Source organism: Cytobacillus sp. FSL K6-0265 (assembly GCF_038003465.1).
Taxonomy (GTDB): Bacteria; Bacillota; Bacilli; order Bacillales; family Cytobacillaceae; genus Cytobacillus; species Cytobacillus stercorigallinarum.
In genome coordinates this window covers 3,377,548-3,395,656 of the sequence record NZ_JBBOPE010000001.1, presented here as the reverse complement: position 1 = coordinate 3,395,656, position 18,109 = coordinate 3,377,548, and the positions used below count along the sequence as shown (strand labels likewise).

The window sequence follows — 18,109 nt, the reverse complement described above, 5'->3', positions numbered from 1 at the left end:
TTAGGCGCTCATTATAGAACAAATTAAATAGGGTAAGCATCAATAATGACACCTGTTTTTGCATCGGCAACAAATTCATATTGCTTCACATCTTCGCCAGTATATCTGGAGATGCCTCCTTTATACACTTCATAACTTAATTCTTCTTTTTGATAAGGTTCTTTTTCCATATGAATCCATGAACCACTTATTTCTCCATTTTCTTTGAAAGCATCTTTTGCATTTTGTAATGCCTTCTCAGGTGACGCTGCTATTTTCTCTGTCATTACTTCGCGCGTGATATATCCGCCAACAAGGCCGACACCTACACCCAAAACAAATGATTTCCAGCTCATAATTAAACCTCCATTAGTAAAAAGTAACTACATAATTTTTTAGATGTTTTTTGCTAGTGCTAATTGCTTCACTTTTATCTTAGCAAAGATTTGAATATTTAAAAACTAATAACATTCCTAGGTGGCACGCGTCATAAAAGTTATGTAGAATGGTAATATACATAGGATACAATATGCTCAATAATAGGAGTGGGAAATAATGAATGAGAAGACCTTAGAACTATTTAAAACATTAACAGAACTTCCCGGTGCAGCTGGTAACGAACACTTAGTTAGGAATTTTATGAGAGAAGAGCTAAGTAAATATTCAGATGAAATTGTTCAGGATCATTTAGGAAGTATTTTTGGCGTGAGAAAAGGCGCAGAAACAGATCCTACGATAATGGTTGCAGGTCATATGGATGAAGTTGGTTTTATGGTAACAGCTATTACAGACAATGGTATGATTAGATTTCAGACATTAGGTGGCTGGTGGAGCCAGGTATTATTAGCACAAAGGGTACAGATTATGACTGACAATGGACCAGTAATTGGAGTGATCGGTTCCATTCCACCTCATCTTTTAGATGATGCGGCAAAAAATAAGCCAATGGATATAAAAAATATGTTGATCGATATCGGGGCTGACAATAAAGAAGATGCGAAGGCAATCGGTATTAAACCAGGACAACAAATTGTTCCGATTTGTCCATTTACACCAATGGCGAATCCGAAGAAAATTTTAGCGAAAGCTTGGGATAATCGCTATGGTTGTGGTCTTGCCATCGAATTGCTTGAGGAGATAAAAGATGAGAAACTGCCTATTAATTTATGGTCTGGTGCAACTGTACAAGAAGAAGTAGGCTTAAGAGGTGCAAAAACAGCGGCTAATATGATTAACCCGGATCTTTTCTTTGCGCTTGATGCGAGTCCTGCCAATGATATGACTGGTAAGAAGGATGAGTTTGGACAGCTAGGGGAAGGAACATTGTTGAGAATTCTTGATCGCTCAATGGTGACACATCGTGGTATGAGAGAATTTATTCTTGATACGGCTGAAAGCCATCAAATTCCATATCAATACTTTGTTTCTCCTGGAGGAACAGATGCAGGCAGTGTTCACTTAACAAATAATGGTGTCCCAAGTGCAGTTGTTGGTATTTGCTCAAGATATATTCATACGCACGGTTCGATTATCCATGTGGATGATTATGCTGCTGCGAAAGAACTACTTGTCACATTGATTAAATCCCTTGATCGCACAACAGTTGAAACCATTCGTCAAAACAGTTAGAATTTCAAATAAGTAACATGGGACTTCTTTACAAGAGGTCCTTTTTCAATTTTACAATGGCAAATGAGTATAACAGGGTGATTTTTAATATATCTATATCTAGGAGGGGCTATCATGAAGATCTATATTGGATCGAAAAACCCTACAAAAGTACAGGCAGTTAAAAACATTTTTATTGAGAATAGTGAAGTTATTGCTGTTGATGTTGCATCTAATGTAGCTAAACAACCAATGACTGATCAAGAAACGATTCAAGGAGCAATTAACAGGGCGAAGGGAGCATTATATGAAGGCGATGGAGTGATTGGTATCGGCCTAGAAGGTGGTGTGCAGCAGACAGATTATGGTCTATTCCTATGTAATTGGGGTGCGCTTGCAGTAGAAGGACATACGCCAATTGTTGCAGGTGGAGCAAGAATTCTTTTACCCGATTCTATAGCACAGCGTCTGATTGAAGGAGAGGAACTGGGACCAGTCATGGATGATTTTACGAATAAAAATAATATCCGTAGCCAAGAAGGGGCAATAGGGGTATTTACAGCAAATGAAATCAACCGCGAAGAAATGTTTACCCATCTTGTGAAGCTATTGTATGGTCAATGGCAATATCGCAATAGAGGTGAATAAAGCCTTGGTGATAAATGGTTAAAACCAGCCCGTTTTATCTTGTGGCTGGTTTTTTATATGGGTTACAAATGTATGTTTTGGGCATAATTCTTAATCAAATATACCCACCACATGAATGGCGGGTAGGGAGTAATCTTCTATTTTTCCTCAAAAATATAAGAAAGTACCTTAATGGCTTGATTGACCGTTTCCACTGTAACATTTGCTTTGCTTGATAATTCTTTCAGAGGGTGGTGAAGTTCTTCTGGTCGAATGAGGATAAGCGGTTTATTTTGGTTGATAGCTGCACTTGCATCCATAGCAGTATTCCATTGCTTATACTTTTCGCCAAATAAGGCAATCACTAAATCAGATTTTTTCAATAAAAGTTCAGTGCGTAAATTATTGATATTTGAGGCTGCTTCGTCTTTGAAAATAGCATTAGGCTGCTTACCAAGGATCTCTTCTCCAATGAAGTCACTACGGTCATGATTCTCCATAGGCCCGAAAAAATGAACCGGTAGCTGTAGTGATTTTGCTTTATCCTTCAATTCTTCACGCCAGTTAGAATGAATTTCCCCAGCTAAATATACATTCAGTTCCATTGTCTTCCTCCTCTATGTTTTTACTTATTCTATCATCAATTGGAATAAGAAAGAAAATTAAATTTAAATAGATTCAATGTGTATGGATTGAGGATATTGCTTAATAAATAAAAAACCGCGAAGAAATTGTATAATGCCAATAAAAATACTAAAACTAATTGTGCCAAATATTTGCTTATTTAATTATTGGTTGTTGGAGGAATGACACCTGTCTCTAAATCTAAGGTATGGCATTAAAATTTTTTCTATCAGGTGTTTTCATTTGTCCTAAGTAGAATTGAGATTTGGCAATTTGTTCAAATTGAACACTTATTTTCATATCAGATAGGATTCGTCTGATGCTTCTTTCTTTTTATTTCTTTTCCGGGTGGAACTGCTTATGTATGTAACAAAAGACCACACCCTTTGTATTGATTCGATTTTATAAAAATACGTAATGTGAATATGATTGAGTTATTTCCCTACGCCGACAATAGCGTCTAAAAATAATACAATTACATCTGTCTTTACATGTGGTAAGATTTATTAGTGTTAGAATTAAGTGTTCGGAGGAAAAGAGATGAGAGAGTTTCTAAAGAAAAAAGGTGTATCCTTATCTTTTAAAGTGTATTTTATAGATGCGTTAAGTAATATGGCGCTCGGATTATTTGCTTCACTTATTGTCGGTGTCATTATTAAAACAATTGGAGAACAAATAAATGCTGGTGCGTTTTCTACTTTTCTCATAGAGATGGGTGTACTTGCGATGGGAATGATGGGACCAGCTATTGGTGGTGCTGTTGCCTATGGCTTAAAAGCTCCTCAGCTAGTTTTGTTTGCTGCAACCGTTAGTGGATTAGCAGGAGCGGAACTAGGCGGACCAGCAGGAGCCATTATTGCTGCATTAATATCCACTGAAATTGGCAAATTAGTTAGTAAAGAGACAAGTTTAGATATTATTGTAACACCACTGGTTGTCGTCTTTTCAGGGTACACGGTAGCTGCTTTTATTGGCCCTCTTATTGACTCTTTAATGAAGGGTATCGGTCAACTCATCATGTGGGGAACTGAGCAACAGCCTTTGTTAATGGGGATTATTGTAGCGTTGTTAATGGGTTTTGCTATTTCTGGACCAGTTTCCTCTGCTGCAATAGCTATGATGCTAGACTTAAATGGATTGGCAGCAGGGGCAGCTACTATTGGTTGTGCAGCTCAAATGGTAGGATTTGCTTCAAGTAGCTATCGTGAAAATAAATTTGCTGGACTCGTTGCATTAGGTATTGGTACATCGAAATTACAGATGCCTAATATATTGAAAAATCCGCTTATACTTCTGCCACCAACAATCGCTGGAGTTATTTTAGGGCCGATATCAACTGTCGTATTTAAAATGGAAAATGTGGCAGCTGGTGCGGGAATGGGTACGAGTGGCTTAGTTGGCCAAATAATGACTTTTACTACAATGGGATTTAGTCTTACCGTACTATTAAAAGTGATTTTAATTCATTTTATTGGACCTGCAATCATTAGCTTGATAATATCAGAATATATGAGAAAAAAAGGCTGGATTAAATTCGGCGATATGAAGCTTGATATGGGAGATGAAAAATAATGAGAAAATTAGCGTCAATGGAAGAATACGAACAATTAAAGGAAAACGGAAAATATATTTTAATGTTTTCAGCACAGTGGTGTGGAGATTGCCGGTTTATTGAACCGTTTATGCCTGAAGTAGCTGATAAGTATAGTGATTTTACATTTATTTATGTGAATCGCGATGAGTTCATCGATCTTTGTGTGGAACTTGATATTTTCGGCATTCCGAGCTTTGTAGCGATCGAAAATGGTAAAGAGCTTGGTCGTTTTGTCAGTAAGGATCGTAAAACACAGGATGAAATTGAGCAATTTATTGCAGCGCTTTAAAGATTGCACGGCTCCTTACAGGGGGCCGTTTTTTTATTTTAACAATCCAAGTTTGTACATGGGTGAAAATCGCAATTATTTCTTGGTCACACCACGTTTTATCAATTATTTTTGTTTAAATGGCATATGAATTTACCTTGCATTTCAGATAGTTGATCTATTTCTCAATGCTACATCTTTTAATTGACACGTAATTGTCTGTTGTTTTATATAGGATAGATGGAGGTATGTGTTTTACCTCGATAATAGCCATATCAACCGTTATGGAAGCGGGACACTTTTGTTTCTGCTCATTTTAGTGTAAACTAAGTACCGAAATCTTCCCTGTAAGGAGGGATAAGAATGAAGAATAAAATGACAAGTAAACGTATGAAAGAGGAATTAGAAAAGCGTCTTCATAAAGATGATCGACTAATGACTTTCGATAGAGAAAAAGATCAATTACGTATAGAAAATAAGCATACTGGCAAAGGGATTACGATAGAATTGCCTGGCATTGTTGCGAGATATCAAGAGCAAAAGGAAAAAGCGATTGATGAGGTTGTTTATTATGTAGAAGAAGGCTTAGAAGCCATGACAGGGGAACAGCATTTTTCTGGTAAAGAAAAAAACATCTATCCCGTTATTCGCTCCACCTCCTTTCCGCTTGAAACTGGTGATGAGGTTCCCTTTGTATATGATGAGCATACGGCAGAAACGCGTATTTTTTATGCGCTTGATTTAGGGAGCACTTACCGCTTAATTGATGAAAAAATGCTTAAAAAAGAAGGCTGGGAAAAAGAGCGAATAAAAGAAATTGCTCAGTTTAATGTTCGATCGCTTTCAACAGAAATGAAAATAGATCAAGTTGCTGGCAACGATTTTTATTTCCTCAATAAAAAAGATGGGTATGACGCTAGTCGTATTTTAAACGAGCCTTTTCTAAAAAGTATGGCGTCAAAGGTCAAAGGAAATATGGCTGTAGCTGTTCCTCATCAAGATGTCTTAATTATTGCTGATATCATGAATGAAACAGGATATGATATCTTGGCGCAAATGACGATGAGCTTTTTTGCAAGTGGCCATGTCCCGATTACAGCACTGTCATTCTTATATGAAGACGGCGAGTTAGAGCCGATATTTATTTTAGGTAAGAATAAAAAGAAACAATAACCATGGAAATGGGTCGCTATAGGCGGTCCATTTTTCATTTGTATGTCATCTTTTTCAATGATATCAAAAACTTATCAAAGATAACTCAGATTATATAATTGCTATCATTCTTAGTAGGTTTACTGATAGAATATAAGTTAGAACAGAAAAGGAAGTTGATAGAATGAATTGGTTTAAAAGAATAAAAGCCTACTTTAATGGCTATGATGCCGATGAGTTCAAGGAATATGATCCAGCGAATACAACTCAAGAAGAGAAACCTACAAATAACACGAATAAAAAAATTCAAGCTAAAGAATCATATGATACGCATAGAGAGATTGAAGCAAAAGTTATTTATCAATATCCAAAAGGTGAATTTCGTTTTCCTCTCATTCCAGATGAGACACGGGAAAGAAGAAAGCCAAGGGAACGTGTAAATAAATTAGCAGACGAAAAGCCAATAGAAAGCAAAAATCCTCAAACAAGACAAAGAAGAAGTCATGCAACAAAAGAAAATATTGAAAATCAGCAAGAAAGTCATCGTCCATTAGAAAAGAAACAAATAAAAAAAACGGAGATTAAGCTGAATACTGGGCCATTTAAACCATCAGAAATACCTTCTCCTATATATGGTTTTGGTCAAAGAAAAAGTCAAATAAAAGAGGAAACGAAACTTGAGCAATATGAAAGTATAGAGCCTATTGAATATGACCTTGGTATTGCTCGTGGCAAAAAAGAATCTACTCCACTTGAGGAACAATACAATCAATTGTCTCAATACGATGAGCCGGAAAAAGTGGATGTGAGGATGGAAGAAGAAACGCTTGTCGTTACTAACAATGAGCCTGAACAAGTAATAGTACCATTTCAGGAAGAAGATGAGGTAATCGTTTCACAAGAGCAATCTGCTGTCGCACTTGAAAACACCGCTCCTATTTCCAACCAGTTTGAAGAAGTTGAAGAGAAACGGATGTATGAAGAGGTTGTGCAGAATGAAGGACAAACAAGCATAGATAGTATAGAAGAAGCTCACGTCAATGTGGAAGAAGAGATAGAAACTGAAAAGTCGTCTCTTCAATCACAGAAGCGGAGTCACCTGCCTTTTAATGTAATGATGTTGCAATCGGATAAAAAAAGGTTAAATGTCAATGAGACGGTAGAATTTGATCAATCGTCACAAGTAAAAAAAAATGACTTTTATAGACAAGAGGAAGTAGAAGAACATCTGCCTAATTATGTTTTTCCTTCTATGAGGCTGTTAGATCCTCCGGTTAATATGGACACAGATGAAGAATGGTTATTAGAACAAGAGGAATTATTAAATGCTACTCTACATCACTTCAATGTCCGAGCTCATGTGATGCAAGTAACGAAAGGTCCTGCTGTTACCCGTTTTGAAGTGCAACCAGAGCCAGGAGTGAAAGTAAATAAAATTACAAATTTAGCTGATGATATAAAACTCAGTCTTGCTGCAAGAGATATTAGAATAGAAGCACCTATCCCAGGAAAACATGCGATAGGCATAGAAGTGCCTAACCAAAAAAGTAGACCTGTACAAATTAGCGAAATCATACATAGTGAAGAGTTTATGCAATCGGAGTCACCATTAACTGCTGTATTAGGGTTAGATATTGCTGGTGATCCAATTGTCACAGATTTACGCAAAATGCCTCATGGTTTAATTGCAGGAGCAACAGGATCTGGTAAAAGTGTTTGTATTAATTCTATTCTGATCAGTCTTTTATATAAAGCGGACCCTGATGAGTTAAAGCTTTTGCTCATTGATCCTAAAATGGTAGAATTAGCACCATACAATCAAATACCACATCTTGTTAGTCCGGTCATAACCGATGTAAAAGCGGCGACAGCCTCACTGAAGTGGGCAGTAGAAGAGATGGAAAGAAGATACGAACTATTTGCTCATTCGGGCGTACGAGATATTAATCGTTATAATGAATATGCAGAAATAAATAAGCAATACAATCAAAAATTGCCGTATATTGTCATTGTCATAGATGAATTAGCCGATTTAATGATGATGGCCCCAGCTGATGTTGAGGAAGCCATCTGTCGTATCGCTCAAAAGGCAAGGGCCTGCGGGATTCACTTAATTATAGCGACTCAACGTCCGTCAGTTGATGTTATCACAGGTCTCATTAAGGCAAATGTACCAACGAGAATTGCCTTTTCTGTCTCTTCACAAGTCGATTCACGGACAATAATAGATATTAGTGGTGCTGAAAAGCTGTTGGGTAGAGGAGATATGCTCTTTTTAGAAAACGGTTCATCAAAACCAGTTCGCTTGCAGGGAACTTTTGTTTCTGATCAAGAAATTGATGATGTCGTAGCACATGTGAGGAAAGAGCAGAAACCGCAATATTTATTTGAACAAGATGAGTTATTAAAGAAAGCGAAAGTAACTGAAGAAACAGATGAATTATTTTTTGAAGCATGTTATTTTGTGATTGATCATCAGGCGGCATCAGCTTCTATGTTACAAAGAAGGTTTAAAATTGGTTATAACAGAGCAGCACGCTTAATAGATATGATGGAGGAACAAGGCTTCGTATCTGAAAATCGAGGCAGTAAGCCAAGAGATGTCCTCATTAATGAAATGGAACTAAATGAAATTCAACAAAATAGTGAATGATGTTAGAAGAAAGGTAAGGAAGGGACATGATGGTTGAAAATAATACACCCATCGTTCATTTGCACAAGTTTCGTGAAAAAAAGCAACTGCAAGGTGAGGAAGCTAGTTTTCAGTTAATTGATAAGGTTAAAAGGTACAGTGCACGCCACTTAAATATCCGTGAGATGGTCCGTGCAAAACATATTTTCAAATTACATCTCCAATTAAAGGAAGAAGATGAAATTCCATCAAGTTTGTACCAGCTATTTACTGATTGGTTAATTTTTGATTACCAAACCATTCATGGGGTTAGTGTGTTTCAACTTTTTTTACAGAGACAAAGAAATCAGATGCGTGAATATGAAATGATTCAAGCTGCCCTATGTATGGCTTCCGTGATGGAACCATTGCTAATTACTGACTATGATGGAAAGACTATTATTGGATATGACTTAAATGAGGAAGAACAAGTTGTATCATTAAATAATGTGGAGCATTCTTCTTTAACTATCGAAAAAGGAATGGTTGTTTTTTTAAGGAGAATTCCTGGTATAAAGAATGATTTTGCTTTTACCCCTTTCCTGCTATGTCCACATGTTCATTTTTTTATTGAATTACGTACAAACTATCAAAGAATGGGCAAAAATGATACTTTGAGGTCTTTCTTAAAGCACAGAGCACTGGACATTTTACCAGAAAGACAATATTGGGAAGTAGTGAGTCAATAGACATCGTTCTTATTACCTAAAAACAAACATCCTTTTAATGCTGAAAAAGCTATTATACTGTGCCGTTGGTAAGGTAAAATCCCATACTTTATAAGTTGTAAAAAATTATGATGATCGGGACGAGTGATACATAGTTTTTCAAAGGGAATAATGATATAATGTTTAAATGTGAATAAAAAAGAATTATGGAAACTTGAAATAAACGATTATGAGCAAAAATAGATATATGTCATATACTGTTTTACAGATATACGATGGTTGGAGGTTTCTTTATATGACTATTTACCATTTCGTCGGTATTAAAGGGTCAGGAATGAGTGCACTTGCACAAATTCTACATGATATGAATTATAATGTTCAAGGATCAGACGTTGAAAAGCACTTCTTCACACAAGTGGCACTTGAGGAAGCTGGAATAAAAATTTTGCCATTTAATAAAGATAATATACAACCCGGCTTAACAATTATTGCTGGTAATGCATTCCCTGATACACATGAGGAAATAGAAGAAGCGACAAGACTTGGTTTACCAATCATTCGCTATCACAAGTTCCTCGGTGATTTCATGAAGAATTTTACAAGTATCGCTGTTACAGGAGCGCATGGTAAAACTTCTACGACAGGGTTACTTGCACATGTACTTACAGGTGCGAATCCTACTGCTTATCTAATTGGTGATGGTACGGGGAGAGGAAATAAACTGGCTGAATACTTTGCTTTTGAAGCATGTGAATATCGCCGTCATTTCTTGTCATACCATCCGGATTATTGCATCATGACTAATATTGATTTTGATCATCCAGATTATTTTGCAAGTCTTGATGATGTTTTTTCTGCGTTTCAAGAAATGTCATTACAAGTAAAAAAAGGAATTTTCGCTTGTGGTGATGATGAGCAATTACAAAAAGTGCAAGCAAAAGTACCTGTTGTTTTTTATGGTTTTGGTGAAGAAAATGACTTTCAAGCAAGAAATGTCATCAAGTCAACAAGCGGTACAACCTTTGATGTATTTGTAAGGAATACCTTTTATAATACGTTCACGATCAAAGCATATGGAGATCATAACGTCTTAAATGCTTTAAGCGTTATTGCCGTGTGTCATTACGAAGATATTGATGCGTCGATTGTGCAAGAACAGCTCCTAACCTTTGGAGGAGTAAAGAGACGATTTACAGAAAAACAAATTGGTGATCAAGTCATTATAGATGATTACGCTCACCATCCGACTGAAATAAAAGCAACAATTGAAGCAGCGCGTCAAAAATACCCTGATAAAGAAATCATAGGTGTTTTTCAACCGCATACCTTTACGAGAACACAAACATTCTTAGATGATTTTGCTTCAAGTTTAAACTTGGCTGACCAAGTGTATTTATGTGAAATCTTTGGATCCGCTAGAGAAATTCACGGAAAGCTCTCTATTGAAGATTTACAAGCAAAAGTGGATGGAGCTGTTATTCTAAACGAAGAGGATACCAATATCTTAAAAGATCATCACGATGGTGTCTTAATCTTTATGGGGGCAGGCGACATTCAAAAATTCCAGAAAGCATACGAAATGCAACTATAAACAAATTAGTTCCTCATAAGAATGGGGGACTATTTTTTTGTTTCATAAATTCATTTTGTTGTTCAAGTCTATTAGAGCAATGGGGAATGGGTGTGTAGATCAGAAGTAGAAATGGCAATGGTAGCAGAGCGAAAAGGGTTTGTTGCGCGCACAATTATAGTTCGAATCGACAAAGAAAGCAGAGCAAAGTGAGTTTGTGCGGCCAACTGAAGTGAAACCGGCAAAGATAGCGGAGTAATTATTGTGTTGCACGTACATAGGCTATCAAAAAGGACACAACTATCTTCGTATTTTTTGAATTTTTTTAAGAAGACCCATCAATATAAATACGATTCCTTAATTGAATGATGAAAGTTGATGGTATTCATTTTCTTACTATTTTGATAAAATATAATATAAAAAATAATAATAAATGAATGACGGGGGATGAGTATGCGAAAAAGTACATTAAAGGTAAGTGTTCAACAAGATGATATTGACCATTTAGGTCACATGAACTATATGAAATACCTTGTCTATTTAGAGAAGGCTGTATCTTACTGGTATAAAGAAATTGGCATTGGAAGAGAACAATTAGATCAAAAAAATTTAGGAACAGTAATGGTTAACTTTGATGTTACTTATAAAAAAGAGGCACGTGTGAATGAAGAACTAACTATTTTTACGGAATTGCTTAACGTAGGTAATAAAAGTTTTTATATATACCAAGAAATTTATAATGAGGATGCAGAGTTACTGACAACATGTAAAAAAACTTTTGTGATGTTTAATACGATGACAAGGCAAGGTGTGCCTGTTGTTAAGGAAATTGCCCAGTTATTCCAGAAAGATAATCAGATCAATTAAGCGTTCATCTTTTGTCGAGTAGATGACTCATTTTACTTAACACACTGTTCCTTTTGGTTACAAAACGGTACAGGAAAATGAATCAACATTAACTCGTAAATGAATACATAAATAACCACGAACAAAAATTTGTTCGTGGTAGACGCTTATTTTAAATTTTCTGGATTGAGTGCTTCTAATTCTGCAATTACAAATTTTCCGTCTTTGCGGATTAGTCGATCATCGAAGTAGATTTCTCCACCACCATAATCAGGACGTTGGATATTGACTAAGTCCCAATGGATATTTGATTTGTTACCATTATATGCTTCATCATAGCATTGTCCTGGTGTGAAGTGGAAGCTACCGTCAATTTTTTCATCAAAAAGGATATCTTGCATTGGGTGTAGAATATAAGGGTTAACACCAATAGCAAATTCTCCAACAAAGCGAGCGCCCTCATCTGTATCGAATATTTTATTAATACGCTCAGTATCATTAGCAGTGGCTTCAATGATTTTACCATTCTCGAAAGTTAGTTTTACATTTTCGAACGTAAAACCGTTATATGGAGATGGCGTGTTATAAGAAATAACTCCATTCACTGAATCACGAACTGGAGCGGTATAAACTTCACCATCCGGTATATTCATTTGTCCAGAACATTTAATAGCGGGAATATCTTTAATTGAAAAACTTAAATCAGTCCCTGGTCCTGTTAAGCGAACTTTATCTGTTTGATTCATTAATGAAACGAGACTGTCCATCGCTGCATCCATTTTACTGTAGTCTAAGTTACATACATCAAAGTAAAAGTCTTCGAATGCTTCCACGCTCATTTTTGCTAATTGAGCCATTGAAGCGTTTGGATAGCGGAGTACGACCCATTTTGTTTTTGGAACGCGAATTTCTCTATGTACCTTCTGCCCGATTGTTGATCCATGAATACGCATTTTCTCATCTGGTACATCTGCTTGTTCGTTAATATTATTTCCAGAACGTAAGCCAATATAAGCATCCATTTGGCTCATGACATTTGCTTCAAATGAAGCCATCATATTATATTGTTCTTCATTTGCGCCGAATAAGAGCGCGCGATCAACTGTATTATCTTTTATTGTGACAAAAGGATGACCACCAGCGGCGTAGGCTTCTTTTACAAGAGCAGTTACAAGTTCTTTTTGTAAACCGAAGTTCTCAATGAGAACCTTTTCTCCTTTTTGTAAACCAATTGAATAATTAATTAAGTTCTTAGCTAATTGTTCAATACGAGGATCTTTCATTACATATCCCTCCGAATAAAAAATTGATTACTACCTTCTTATTGTAACCTAAAGTGGGATGTTTGTTCGAAAATAAATAGAGAAAAAGACAGAATAAATGATTTTATTAAGATAAGTATAGATATGTAAGCTTCCCTTTAGGTCTAATCGCTTCATTTAAGTAATTGTTTATATTATGATAATATTTACAGATAAAATAAAAAGGATTATTTGGAAAGAGCGTTTATTCTCTAATAAATGGGGAAAAGCAATAATAAATTAAATACTTTGCTCTTTTCTTTGAATCATTTTTATTTTGAAAATACGGAGGTGTACCTAATGGAAATTATCTTGTATTTGAGTGTAGCTATTATTGCCATTGCTTTTTTAGTTTTAGTCATCTATCTTTCTAAAACACTCTCATCGTTACAAGTAACGTTAACAAGTGTATCTAAGACATTAGATGGGTTAGAAAAACAGCTAGATGGAGTGACTAAGGAAACGACAGTACTCTTACATAAAACGAATGCATTAGCAGAAGATATTCAAAAGAAATCTGAAAGCTTGAATCATGTTGTTGGTGCCGTAAAAGAAGTAGGGGACTCAGTAAGAACCTTTAATGGTTCTATTCAAAATATATCATCTTCAGTCAGTCAGCAGCTAGAGTCGAATAAGGAAAAAGTTGCACAAGCTATTAGCTGGGGGAATGTCATCTTAGAACTAAGAGAGAAATATAAACAACGTAAGCAAGCCTCATCGCAAACGTATACAGCTGAGGATCCTATCCCTGTCCCTAGCAAGAAAAGAGAAAGAGCAAGGTCATAAATTCAATTTGGAGGATGATAATAATGAGTAACCAAGATCGTCAAGAAAATGAATCAAAACAAGTGGCCAAAAATGAAGATAGCATTAATACTAAGGATTTCGTCATCGGAGCACTAATTGGCGGTATTGTAGGTGCTGGTACAGCATTATTACTTGCACCTAAATCTGGTAAGGAATTAATCAGTGATATTAATACACAAGCTTCTCATTTAAAGGAAAAATCTAGCCATCTCGCTGATACTGCTAAAGTTAAAGGTACTGAATGGGTTCAAGTGGCTAAAGAAAAAAGCAATGAAATCGTCCAATCAGCAAAAGAAAAATCTAGTGACCTACAACAAACAGTCTCAAAGCAGTCTGCAGATATGAAAGATAAAATTAAGCAAATGACTGCGAAAGATGACGGAGTGCCTCAAGAAAGTGCGCCAACATCGGAAGCAGAAGCACAAAAAAGATTAGAAGAAACGAAAGTAGCCTTTGATCAAACAGAGGAAAAAGTAAATCAATAACTTTCAACTAAGCGGTAAAGAGCCCTCGATTCTTTACCGCTTTATTATGAAATCGATTTGTCATAGGTAACCCTTTTTTAGTAAAATAATGTGAGGAATACCATAATTATAATAAGAGAGGTAATTTAAATGGAAAGATTAAATACAAAAGAAGCATTTGACCAAGCATTGCAAGCGAATGAGAAGATGTTATTACTTAAGCACAGTAACACTTGCCCAATCAGCGCAGATGCGTACGAGCAATATGAACAATTCACAACTGAAAATAATGATGTAAAAGCTTATTATTTAGTTGTGCAAGAAGATCGTCCTTTGTCAAATGAAATCGCAGAAATATTTGAAGTAAAACACGAATCTCCCCAAGCTTTTCTTTTCGTTAATAAAGAAGTGGCTTGGCATACATCCCATCGTAAAATTACATATGATAGCCTAAATGAGGCTGTACAAGCTTAAGGTGATATCTTATCCGAACGATTTAAGTCTAATATGGACGTGGGTCGTTCGGGTCATTATTTCAATGGGGTAAAGGAGTCATGTTTTTTTCTGTTCATGCCATTTACTCTATAGTGTGTAATTTCTAGCTGATCAGTGAAATTCTAAATTGCCCCCCTGTTGAATTTACTCCAATAGAGGACTTCTCTAAAAATAACGTATATTGAAGTTCCATGATAAGGAAACCATAAAAATAAATATTGTGCTTCTTCCCCTTCCATTATTCCATTCCTCAACTAATATCACTTTTTCTAAGATGATTTGCAAAAGCTGTTTATAAAGGGTAATTTTCTTAACTCATCGTAATACTGACTATAGTAAAAATTTATCCAAAAAAAAGAATCTGCCAAGAGAAATCGATATCCTTAACTAGTCTTAGATTGTTTAGAGATCAATAAACAGAGCCATTAACAATGGTAGCATTCATAATATAAACCTTTACAATACAATGTGAACCATCTATCATTGCTCTTTCACATCATCAGTTCCATGACTGACCTTGTTCCTATATCAAAGGAAAAAAATTGTTGCTTCTCACCCAAAAGAATCACATCCTTTTGAATCATTTTACTTTATTACTTAAAAGCGTCTAATTAATAAAGAAAAAATTAGTGACAGAAGTATATATTTCATATATAATAACAACAATTATAAAAAATGTATTATAATTATCACCAAAACAATTAAGTGATATCTGAATAAAGCAAGAAAGTTATCTTACTCATCTTCGCTTTTTAGGATGGAGCTTTAATGTAATAACAATTGAGAGGATGGGACTATTATGGGTAAAGAACTAGAGCAATTGCGTAACCGAGTGGATGAAATTAACCTTCAGTTGCTTTCTTTAATAAATGAGAGAGCAGAACTTGTCCAAGAAATCGGAAGGGTAAAGGAAACACAAGGCGTCTATCGTTATGATCCTGTCCGCGAAAGAGCGATGTTGGATCTAATTAAAGAGAATAATAATGGACCATTTGAGAACTCAACAATTGAGCATATGTTCAAGGAAATTTTTAAAGCTGGTTTAGAATTACAAAAAGATGACCATCGCAAAGCATTATTAGTATCCCGTAAGAAAAAATCTGAAAATACAATTGTTGATATAAATGGAGAGCAGATCGGTAACGGACAGCCGCATCTTGTCTTCGGACCATGTGCGGTAGAATCATATGAGCAAGTGGCATCAGTTGCGGAAGCTGTGAAGGCTAAAGGCTTGAAGTTGTTACGTGGCGGCGCATTTAAGCCTAGAACTTCTCCATATGATTTCCAAGGATTAGGTGTTGAAGGCTTAAAGATCTTAAAACGTGTAGCAGATGAATACGGTTTAGCTGTTATTTCAGAAATCGTCAGCCCAAATGATATGGAAACAGCAGTGCAGTACTTAGATGTTATTCAAATTGGCGCTAGAAATATGCAGAATTTTGAATTGCTAAAAGCAGCAGGACAAATCAATAAGCCCGTGCTCTTAAAGCGTGGTATGTCTGCAACGATTGAAGAGTTCATTAATGCTGCTGAATACATCATGGCACAAGGGAATGGCCAAATCATTCTTTGTGAACGTGGGATAAGAACATATGAAAAAGCAACAAGAAATACGTTAGATATTACGGCTGTTCCAATTTTAAAACAAGAAACACATTTACCAGTTATGGTTGATGTCACTCATTCAACTGGAAGAAAAGATTTATTACTTCCAGCTGCAAAAGCAGCACTTGCTATTGGTGCTGATGGAGTAATGGCAGAAGTCCATCCTGATCCTGCAGTGGCGTTATCTGATTCCGCACAGCAAATGGATTTAAATCAATTCGATCAATTCATGAATGAACTAAAACTTCCTTCACAAATTCAAGTGTAATGATATAATAAAGCTGACTTAAGGGGAATGGTAATGGTCCCTTTTGAGTCGGCTTTTTTTATATCTTTATAAAATCATTTGTAGTGAGGATGGTTGTGATTTTCTAATCATTTTTTTAAGATTATGTGAGGAGTTGAACAATAGGGAAGAACATTTGATATTCGTGATCTGGGCTAGATTTTAACTATTTTTTGACTTTTTCATAAATATTGCAGCATGAAGTTGCGAGGGATGAGAAAAGTATCGTATGATTATACATAATGACAATTCTTGCTGAACAAATAAGGTTTGTAGAAGAATGACATACATAAATACATTTTATTAATATAGAAAAAAGTAAAAGGAGTGTGTGACATGAATATTACGATTTATGATGTAGCACGCGAAGCAAATGTTTCAATGGCTACTGTTTCAAGGGTTGTCAATGGGAATCCTAATGTCAAACCAACAACAAGGAAAAAAGTATTAGAAGTAATTGAACGTTTAGGTTACCGTCCAAATGCTGTCGCAAGGGGTCTGGCTAGTAAAAAAACGACAACAGTAGGTGTGATATTACCCGACGTATCGAGCACCTTAGTCGCGGAGTTAGCTAGAGGAATTGAAGATATCGCAACAATGTATAAGTATAATATTATTTTAAGTAACTCAGATCAAAATATGGACAAGGAGTTACATCTATTGAACACGATGTTAGGAAAACAAGTGGACGGGATTGTTTTTATGGGCGGTAATATAGAGGAAGCACATGTGGCGGAATTTGAGAAATCCCCTGTACCTATTGTACTTGCTGGTTCGATTGAAAAGTCGCAAACCATTCCTTCTGTAAACATCGATTATGAACAAGCAGCTTATGATGCGACGGAAGCCTTTATTCAAAAAGGTCACGAAAAAATTGCCTTTCTTATTGGTCCGTTAAGAGAACCAATCAATGCAGAAAAAAAATTAAAAGGCTATAAGAAAGCTCTTCAAGATGCGAATATTCCTTATCATGAGGAATGGGTAATTGAAGGCGACTACACATATGACTCAGGTTTAGAGGCATTTGAACGGTTGTTAGAGTTAGATAACAAGCCAACTGCTATATTTGCTGGGTCAGACGAAATGGCATTAGGAATCGTTCATGGTGCACAAGATAAAGGATATCACGTACCTCAGGATGTGGAAGTGATTAGTTCTGATAGCACAAGATTAGCTTTAATGGTGAGACCACAACTTACATCCGTTGTTCAACCGTTATATGACATTGGTGCAGTAGCAATGAGGTTATTGACGAAGTATATGAATAAGGAAGAAGTCACAGATCACACAGTAGTACTTCCGCACCGAATTGAACAGCGGAACTCAACAAAATAATCATCCGACCGATATGAGAAAAAGAGAAAAGACATATAAAAGTGAGTTTACCGTATTTACAAGGTAATTCTCACTTTTTACATGTTAAGGTAAGAAAAAATGGTCAAGTGAGAAGATAAGTGTCTTTACGGCTAATAAGGCACAACTTGTCTTCACCTCTTGCAGACTCGCCAATAGGCGAGTTTTCTAATTTCGTAATTTGGGAGAGA

At 35.9% G+C, this 18,109-nt stretch carries 17 protein-coding genes; 14 read left to right on the top strand and 3 right to left on the bottom strand.

All coding sequences use genetic code 11. The features are described from left to right. Positions 1-23: 23 nt before the first annotated feature. Entirely contained in the window at positions 24-335 is a 312-nt protein-coding gene (locus tag MHH73_RS17070) for a PepSY domain-containing protein (RefSeq protein WP_341068287.1), read from the bottom strand. A gap of 199 nt (positions 336-534) precedes the next feature. Here MHH73_RS17070 and MHH73_RS17065 point away from each other — a divergent pair, with 199 nt between their 5' ends. Together MHH73_RS17065 and MHH73_RS17060 are read left to right on the top strand one after the other, a co-directional pair. Continuing rightward, a complete protein-coding gene (locus MHH73_RS17065; protein WP_341068284.1) occupies positions 535-1,608 on the top strand; it encodes a M42 family metallopeptidase in 1,074 nt (357 codons plus the stop codon). 114 nt (positions 1,609-1,722) lie between these two features. Next, positions 1,723-2,235: a DUF84 family protein gene (locus tag MHH73_RS17060; RefSeq protein ID WP_191809874.1), complete on the top strand. Its 513-nt coding sequence runs from the start codon at positions 1,723-1,725 to the stop codon at positions 2,233-2,235. A 137-nt stretch (positions 2,236-2,372) separates the two neighbouring features. On the opposite strand, the gene MHH73_RS17055 is transcribed toward MHH73_RS17060, so the two are convergent. Continuing rightward, positions 2,373-2,819 carry a YtoQ family protein gene (locus MHH73_RS17055; RefSeq protein ID WP_095372218.1) on the bottom strand — a complete coding sequence of 149 codons (447 nt, stop codon included), beginning with the start codon at positions 2,817-2,819 and terminating at the stop codon, positions 2,373-2,375. A gap of 559 nt (positions 2,820-3,378) precedes the next feature. Between MHH73_RS17055 and MHH73_RS17050 the strand changes: the two genes are divergently transcribed. The 7 genes from MHH73_RS17050 to MHH73_RS17020 all read left to right on the top strand — a co-directional run bounded on the left by MHH73_RS17050 (position 3,379) and on the right by MHH73_RS17020 (position 11,628). Beyond that, a complete protein-coding gene (locus MHH73_RS17050) occupies positions 3,379-4,410 on the top strand; it encodes a PTS transporter subunit IIC (RefSeq protein ID WP_191809876.1) in 1,032 nt (343 codons plus the stop codon). Further along, a complete protein-coding gene (locus MHH73_RS17045) occupies positions 4,410-4,721 on the top strand; it encodes a thioredoxin family protein (protein ID WP_341068278.1) in 312 nt (103 codons plus the stop codon). Before MHH73_RS17050 ends, MHH73_RS17045 begins: the two co-directional genes overlap by 1 nt. Before the next feature lie 342 nt (positions 4,722-5,063). Next, the gene (locus tag MHH73_RS17040) at positions 5,064-5,873 is read left to right on the top strand and encodes a DUF1444 domain-containing protein (protein WP_225230352.1); all 810 of its coding nucleotides are present in this window, start codon (positions 5,064-5,066) and stop codon (positions 5,871-5,873) included. A 163-nt stretch (positions 5,874-6,036) separates the two neighbouring features. After that, complete coding sequence (locus MHH73_RS17035; protein ID WP_341068273.1) at positions 6,037-8,505, top strand: DNA translocase FtsK; 2,469 nt, start codon at positions 6,037-6,039, stop codon at positions 8,503-8,505. A gap of 29 nt (positions 8,506-8,534) precedes the next feature. After that, on the top strand, positions 8,535-9,212 hold the full coding sequence (locus MHH73_RS17030; protein WP_191809882.1) for a hypothetical protein: 678 nt from the start codon (positions 8,535-8,537) through the stop codon (positions 9,210-9,212). A 274-nt stretch (positions 9,213-9,486) separates the two neighbouring features. Then, positions 9,487-10,782, top strand: a complete 1,296-nt coding sequence (gene murC / locus MHH73_RS17025; RefSeq protein ID WP_191809883.1) for a UDP-N-acetylmuramate--L-alanine ligase — start codon at positions 9,487-9,489, stop codon at positions 10,780-10,782. Between the two features lie 432 nt (positions 10,783-11,214). Further along, a complete protein-coding gene (locus tag MHH73_RS17020; RefSeq protein WP_191809885.1) occupies positions 11,215-11,628 on the top strand; it encodes an acyl-CoA thioesterase in 414 nt (137 codons plus the stop codon). Positions 11,629-11,774: 146 nt separating this feature from the next. On the opposite strand, the gene MHH73_RS17015 is transcribed toward MHH73_RS17020, so the two are convergent. Continuing rightward, a complete protein-coding gene (locus MHH73_RS17015; protein WP_341068269.1) occupies positions 11,775-12,890 on the bottom strand; it encodes an aminopeptidase in 1,116 nt (371 codons plus the stop codon). Positions 12,891-13,208: 318 nt separating this feature from the next. Here MHH73_RS17015 and MHH73_RS17010 point away from each other — a divergent pair, with 318 nt between their 5' ends. The 5 genes from MHH73_RS17010 (at position 13,209) to ccpA (ending at position 17,900) form a co-directional block, all read left to right on the top strand. Next, a complete protein-coding gene (locus tag MHH73_RS17010; RefSeq protein ID WP_191809889.1) occupies positions 13,209-13,694 on the top strand; it encodes a DUF948 domain-containing protein in 486 nt (161 codons plus the stop codon). Positions 13,695-13,717: 23 nt separating this feature from the next. After that, complete coding sequence (locus tag MHH73_RS17005; RefSeq protein WP_191809891.1) at positions 13,718-14,200, top strand: YtxH domain-containing protein; 483 nt, start codon at positions 13,718-13,720, stop codon at positions 14,198-14,200. Between the two features lie 129 nt (positions 14,201-14,329). After that, on the top strand, positions 14,330-14,653 hold the full coding sequence (gene ytxJ, locus MHH73_RS17000) for a bacillithiol system redox-active protein YtxJ (RefSeq protein WP_191809893.1): 324 nt from the start codon (positions 14,330-14,332) through the stop codon (positions 14,651-14,653). An 820-nt stretch (positions 14,654-15,473) separates the two neighbouring features. After that, positions 15,474-16,547 carry a bifunctional 3-deoxy-7-phosphoheptulonate synthase/chorismate mutase gene (locus tag MHH73_RS16995; protein ID WP_225230353.1) on the top strand — a complete coding sequence of 358 codons (1,074 nt, stop codon included), beginning with the start codon at positions 15,474-15,476 and terminating at the stop codon, positions 16,545-16,547. Between the two features lie 354 nt (positions 16,548-16,901). Next, positions 16,902-17,900, top strand: coding sequence for a catabolite control protein A (ccpA, locus tag MHH73_RS16990; RefSeq protein ID WP_191809895.1), 999 nt, complete (start codon positions 16,902-16,904; stop codon positions 17,898-17,900). The last annotated feature ends 209 nt before the right edge of the window (positions 17,901-18,109 follow it).

Bases quoted from the DNA above. Each gene is read 5' to 3' on its own strand.
- MHH73_RS17070 (WP_341068287.1), bottom strand. From the start codon at position 335: ATGAGCTGGAAATCATTTGTTTTGGGTGTAGGTGTCGGCCTTGTTGGC.
- MHH73_RS17065 (WP_341068284.1), top strand. From the start codon at position 535: ATGAATGAGAAGACCTTAGAACTATTTAAAACATTAACAGAACTTCCC.
- MHH73_RS17060 (WP_191809874.1), top strand. From the start codon at position 1,723: ATGAAGATCTATATTGGATCGAAAAACCCTACAAAAGTACAGGCAGTT.
- MHH73_RS17055 (WP_095372218.1), bottom strand. From the start codon at position 2,819: ATGGAACTGAATGTATATTTAGCTGGGGAAATTCATTCTAACTGGCGT.
- MHH73_RS17050 (WP_191809876.1), top strand. From the start codon at position 3,379: ATGAGAGAGTTTCTAAAGAAAAAAGGTGTATCCTTATCTTTTAAAGTG.
- MHH73_RS17045 (WP_341068278.1), top strand. From the start codon at position 4,410: ATGAGAAAATTAGCGTCAATGGAAGAATACGAACAATTAAAGGAAAAC.
- MHH73_RS17040 (WP_225230352.1), top strand. From the start codon at position 5,064: ATGAAGAATAAAATGACAAGTAAACGTATGAAAGAGGAATTAGAAAAG.
- MHH73_RS17035 (WP_341068273.1), top strand. From the start codon at position 6,037: ATGAATTGGTTTAAAAGAATAAAAGCCTACTTTAATGGCTATGATGCC.
- MHH73_RS17030 (WP_191809882.1), top strand. From the start codon at position 8,535: ATGGTTGAAAATAATACACCCATCGTTCATTTGCACAAGTTTCGTGAA.
- murC (WP_191809883.1), top strand. From the start codon at position 9,487: ATGACTATTTACCATTTCGTCGGTATTAAAGGGTCAGGAATGAGTGCA.
- MHH73_RS17020 (WP_191809885.1), top strand. From the start codon at position 11,215: ATGCGAAAAAGTACATTAAAGGTAAGTGTTCAACAAGATGATATTGAC.
- MHH73_RS17015 (WP_341068269.1), bottom strand. From the start codon at position 12,890: ATGAAAGATCCTCGTATTGAACAATTAGCTAAGAACTTAATTAATTAT.
- MHH73_RS17010 (WP_191809889.1), top strand. From the start codon at position 13,209: ATGGAAATTATCTTGTATTTGAGTGTAGCTATTATTGCCATTGCTTTT.
- MHH73_RS17005 (WP_191809891.1), top strand. From the start codon at position 13,718: ATGAGTAACCAAGATCGTCAAGAAAATGAATCAAAACAAGTGGCCAAA.
- ytxJ (WP_191809893.1), top strand. From the start codon at position 14,330: ATGGAAAGATTAAATACAAAAGAAGCATTTGACCAAGCATTGCAAGCG.
- MHH73_RS16995 (WP_225230353.1), top strand. From the start codon at position 15,474: ATGGGTAAAGAACTAGAGCAATTGCGTAACCGAGTGGATGAAATTAAC.
- ccpA (WP_191809895.1), top strand. From the start codon at position 16,902: ATGAATATTACGATTTATGATGTAGCACGCGAAGCAAATGTTTCAATG.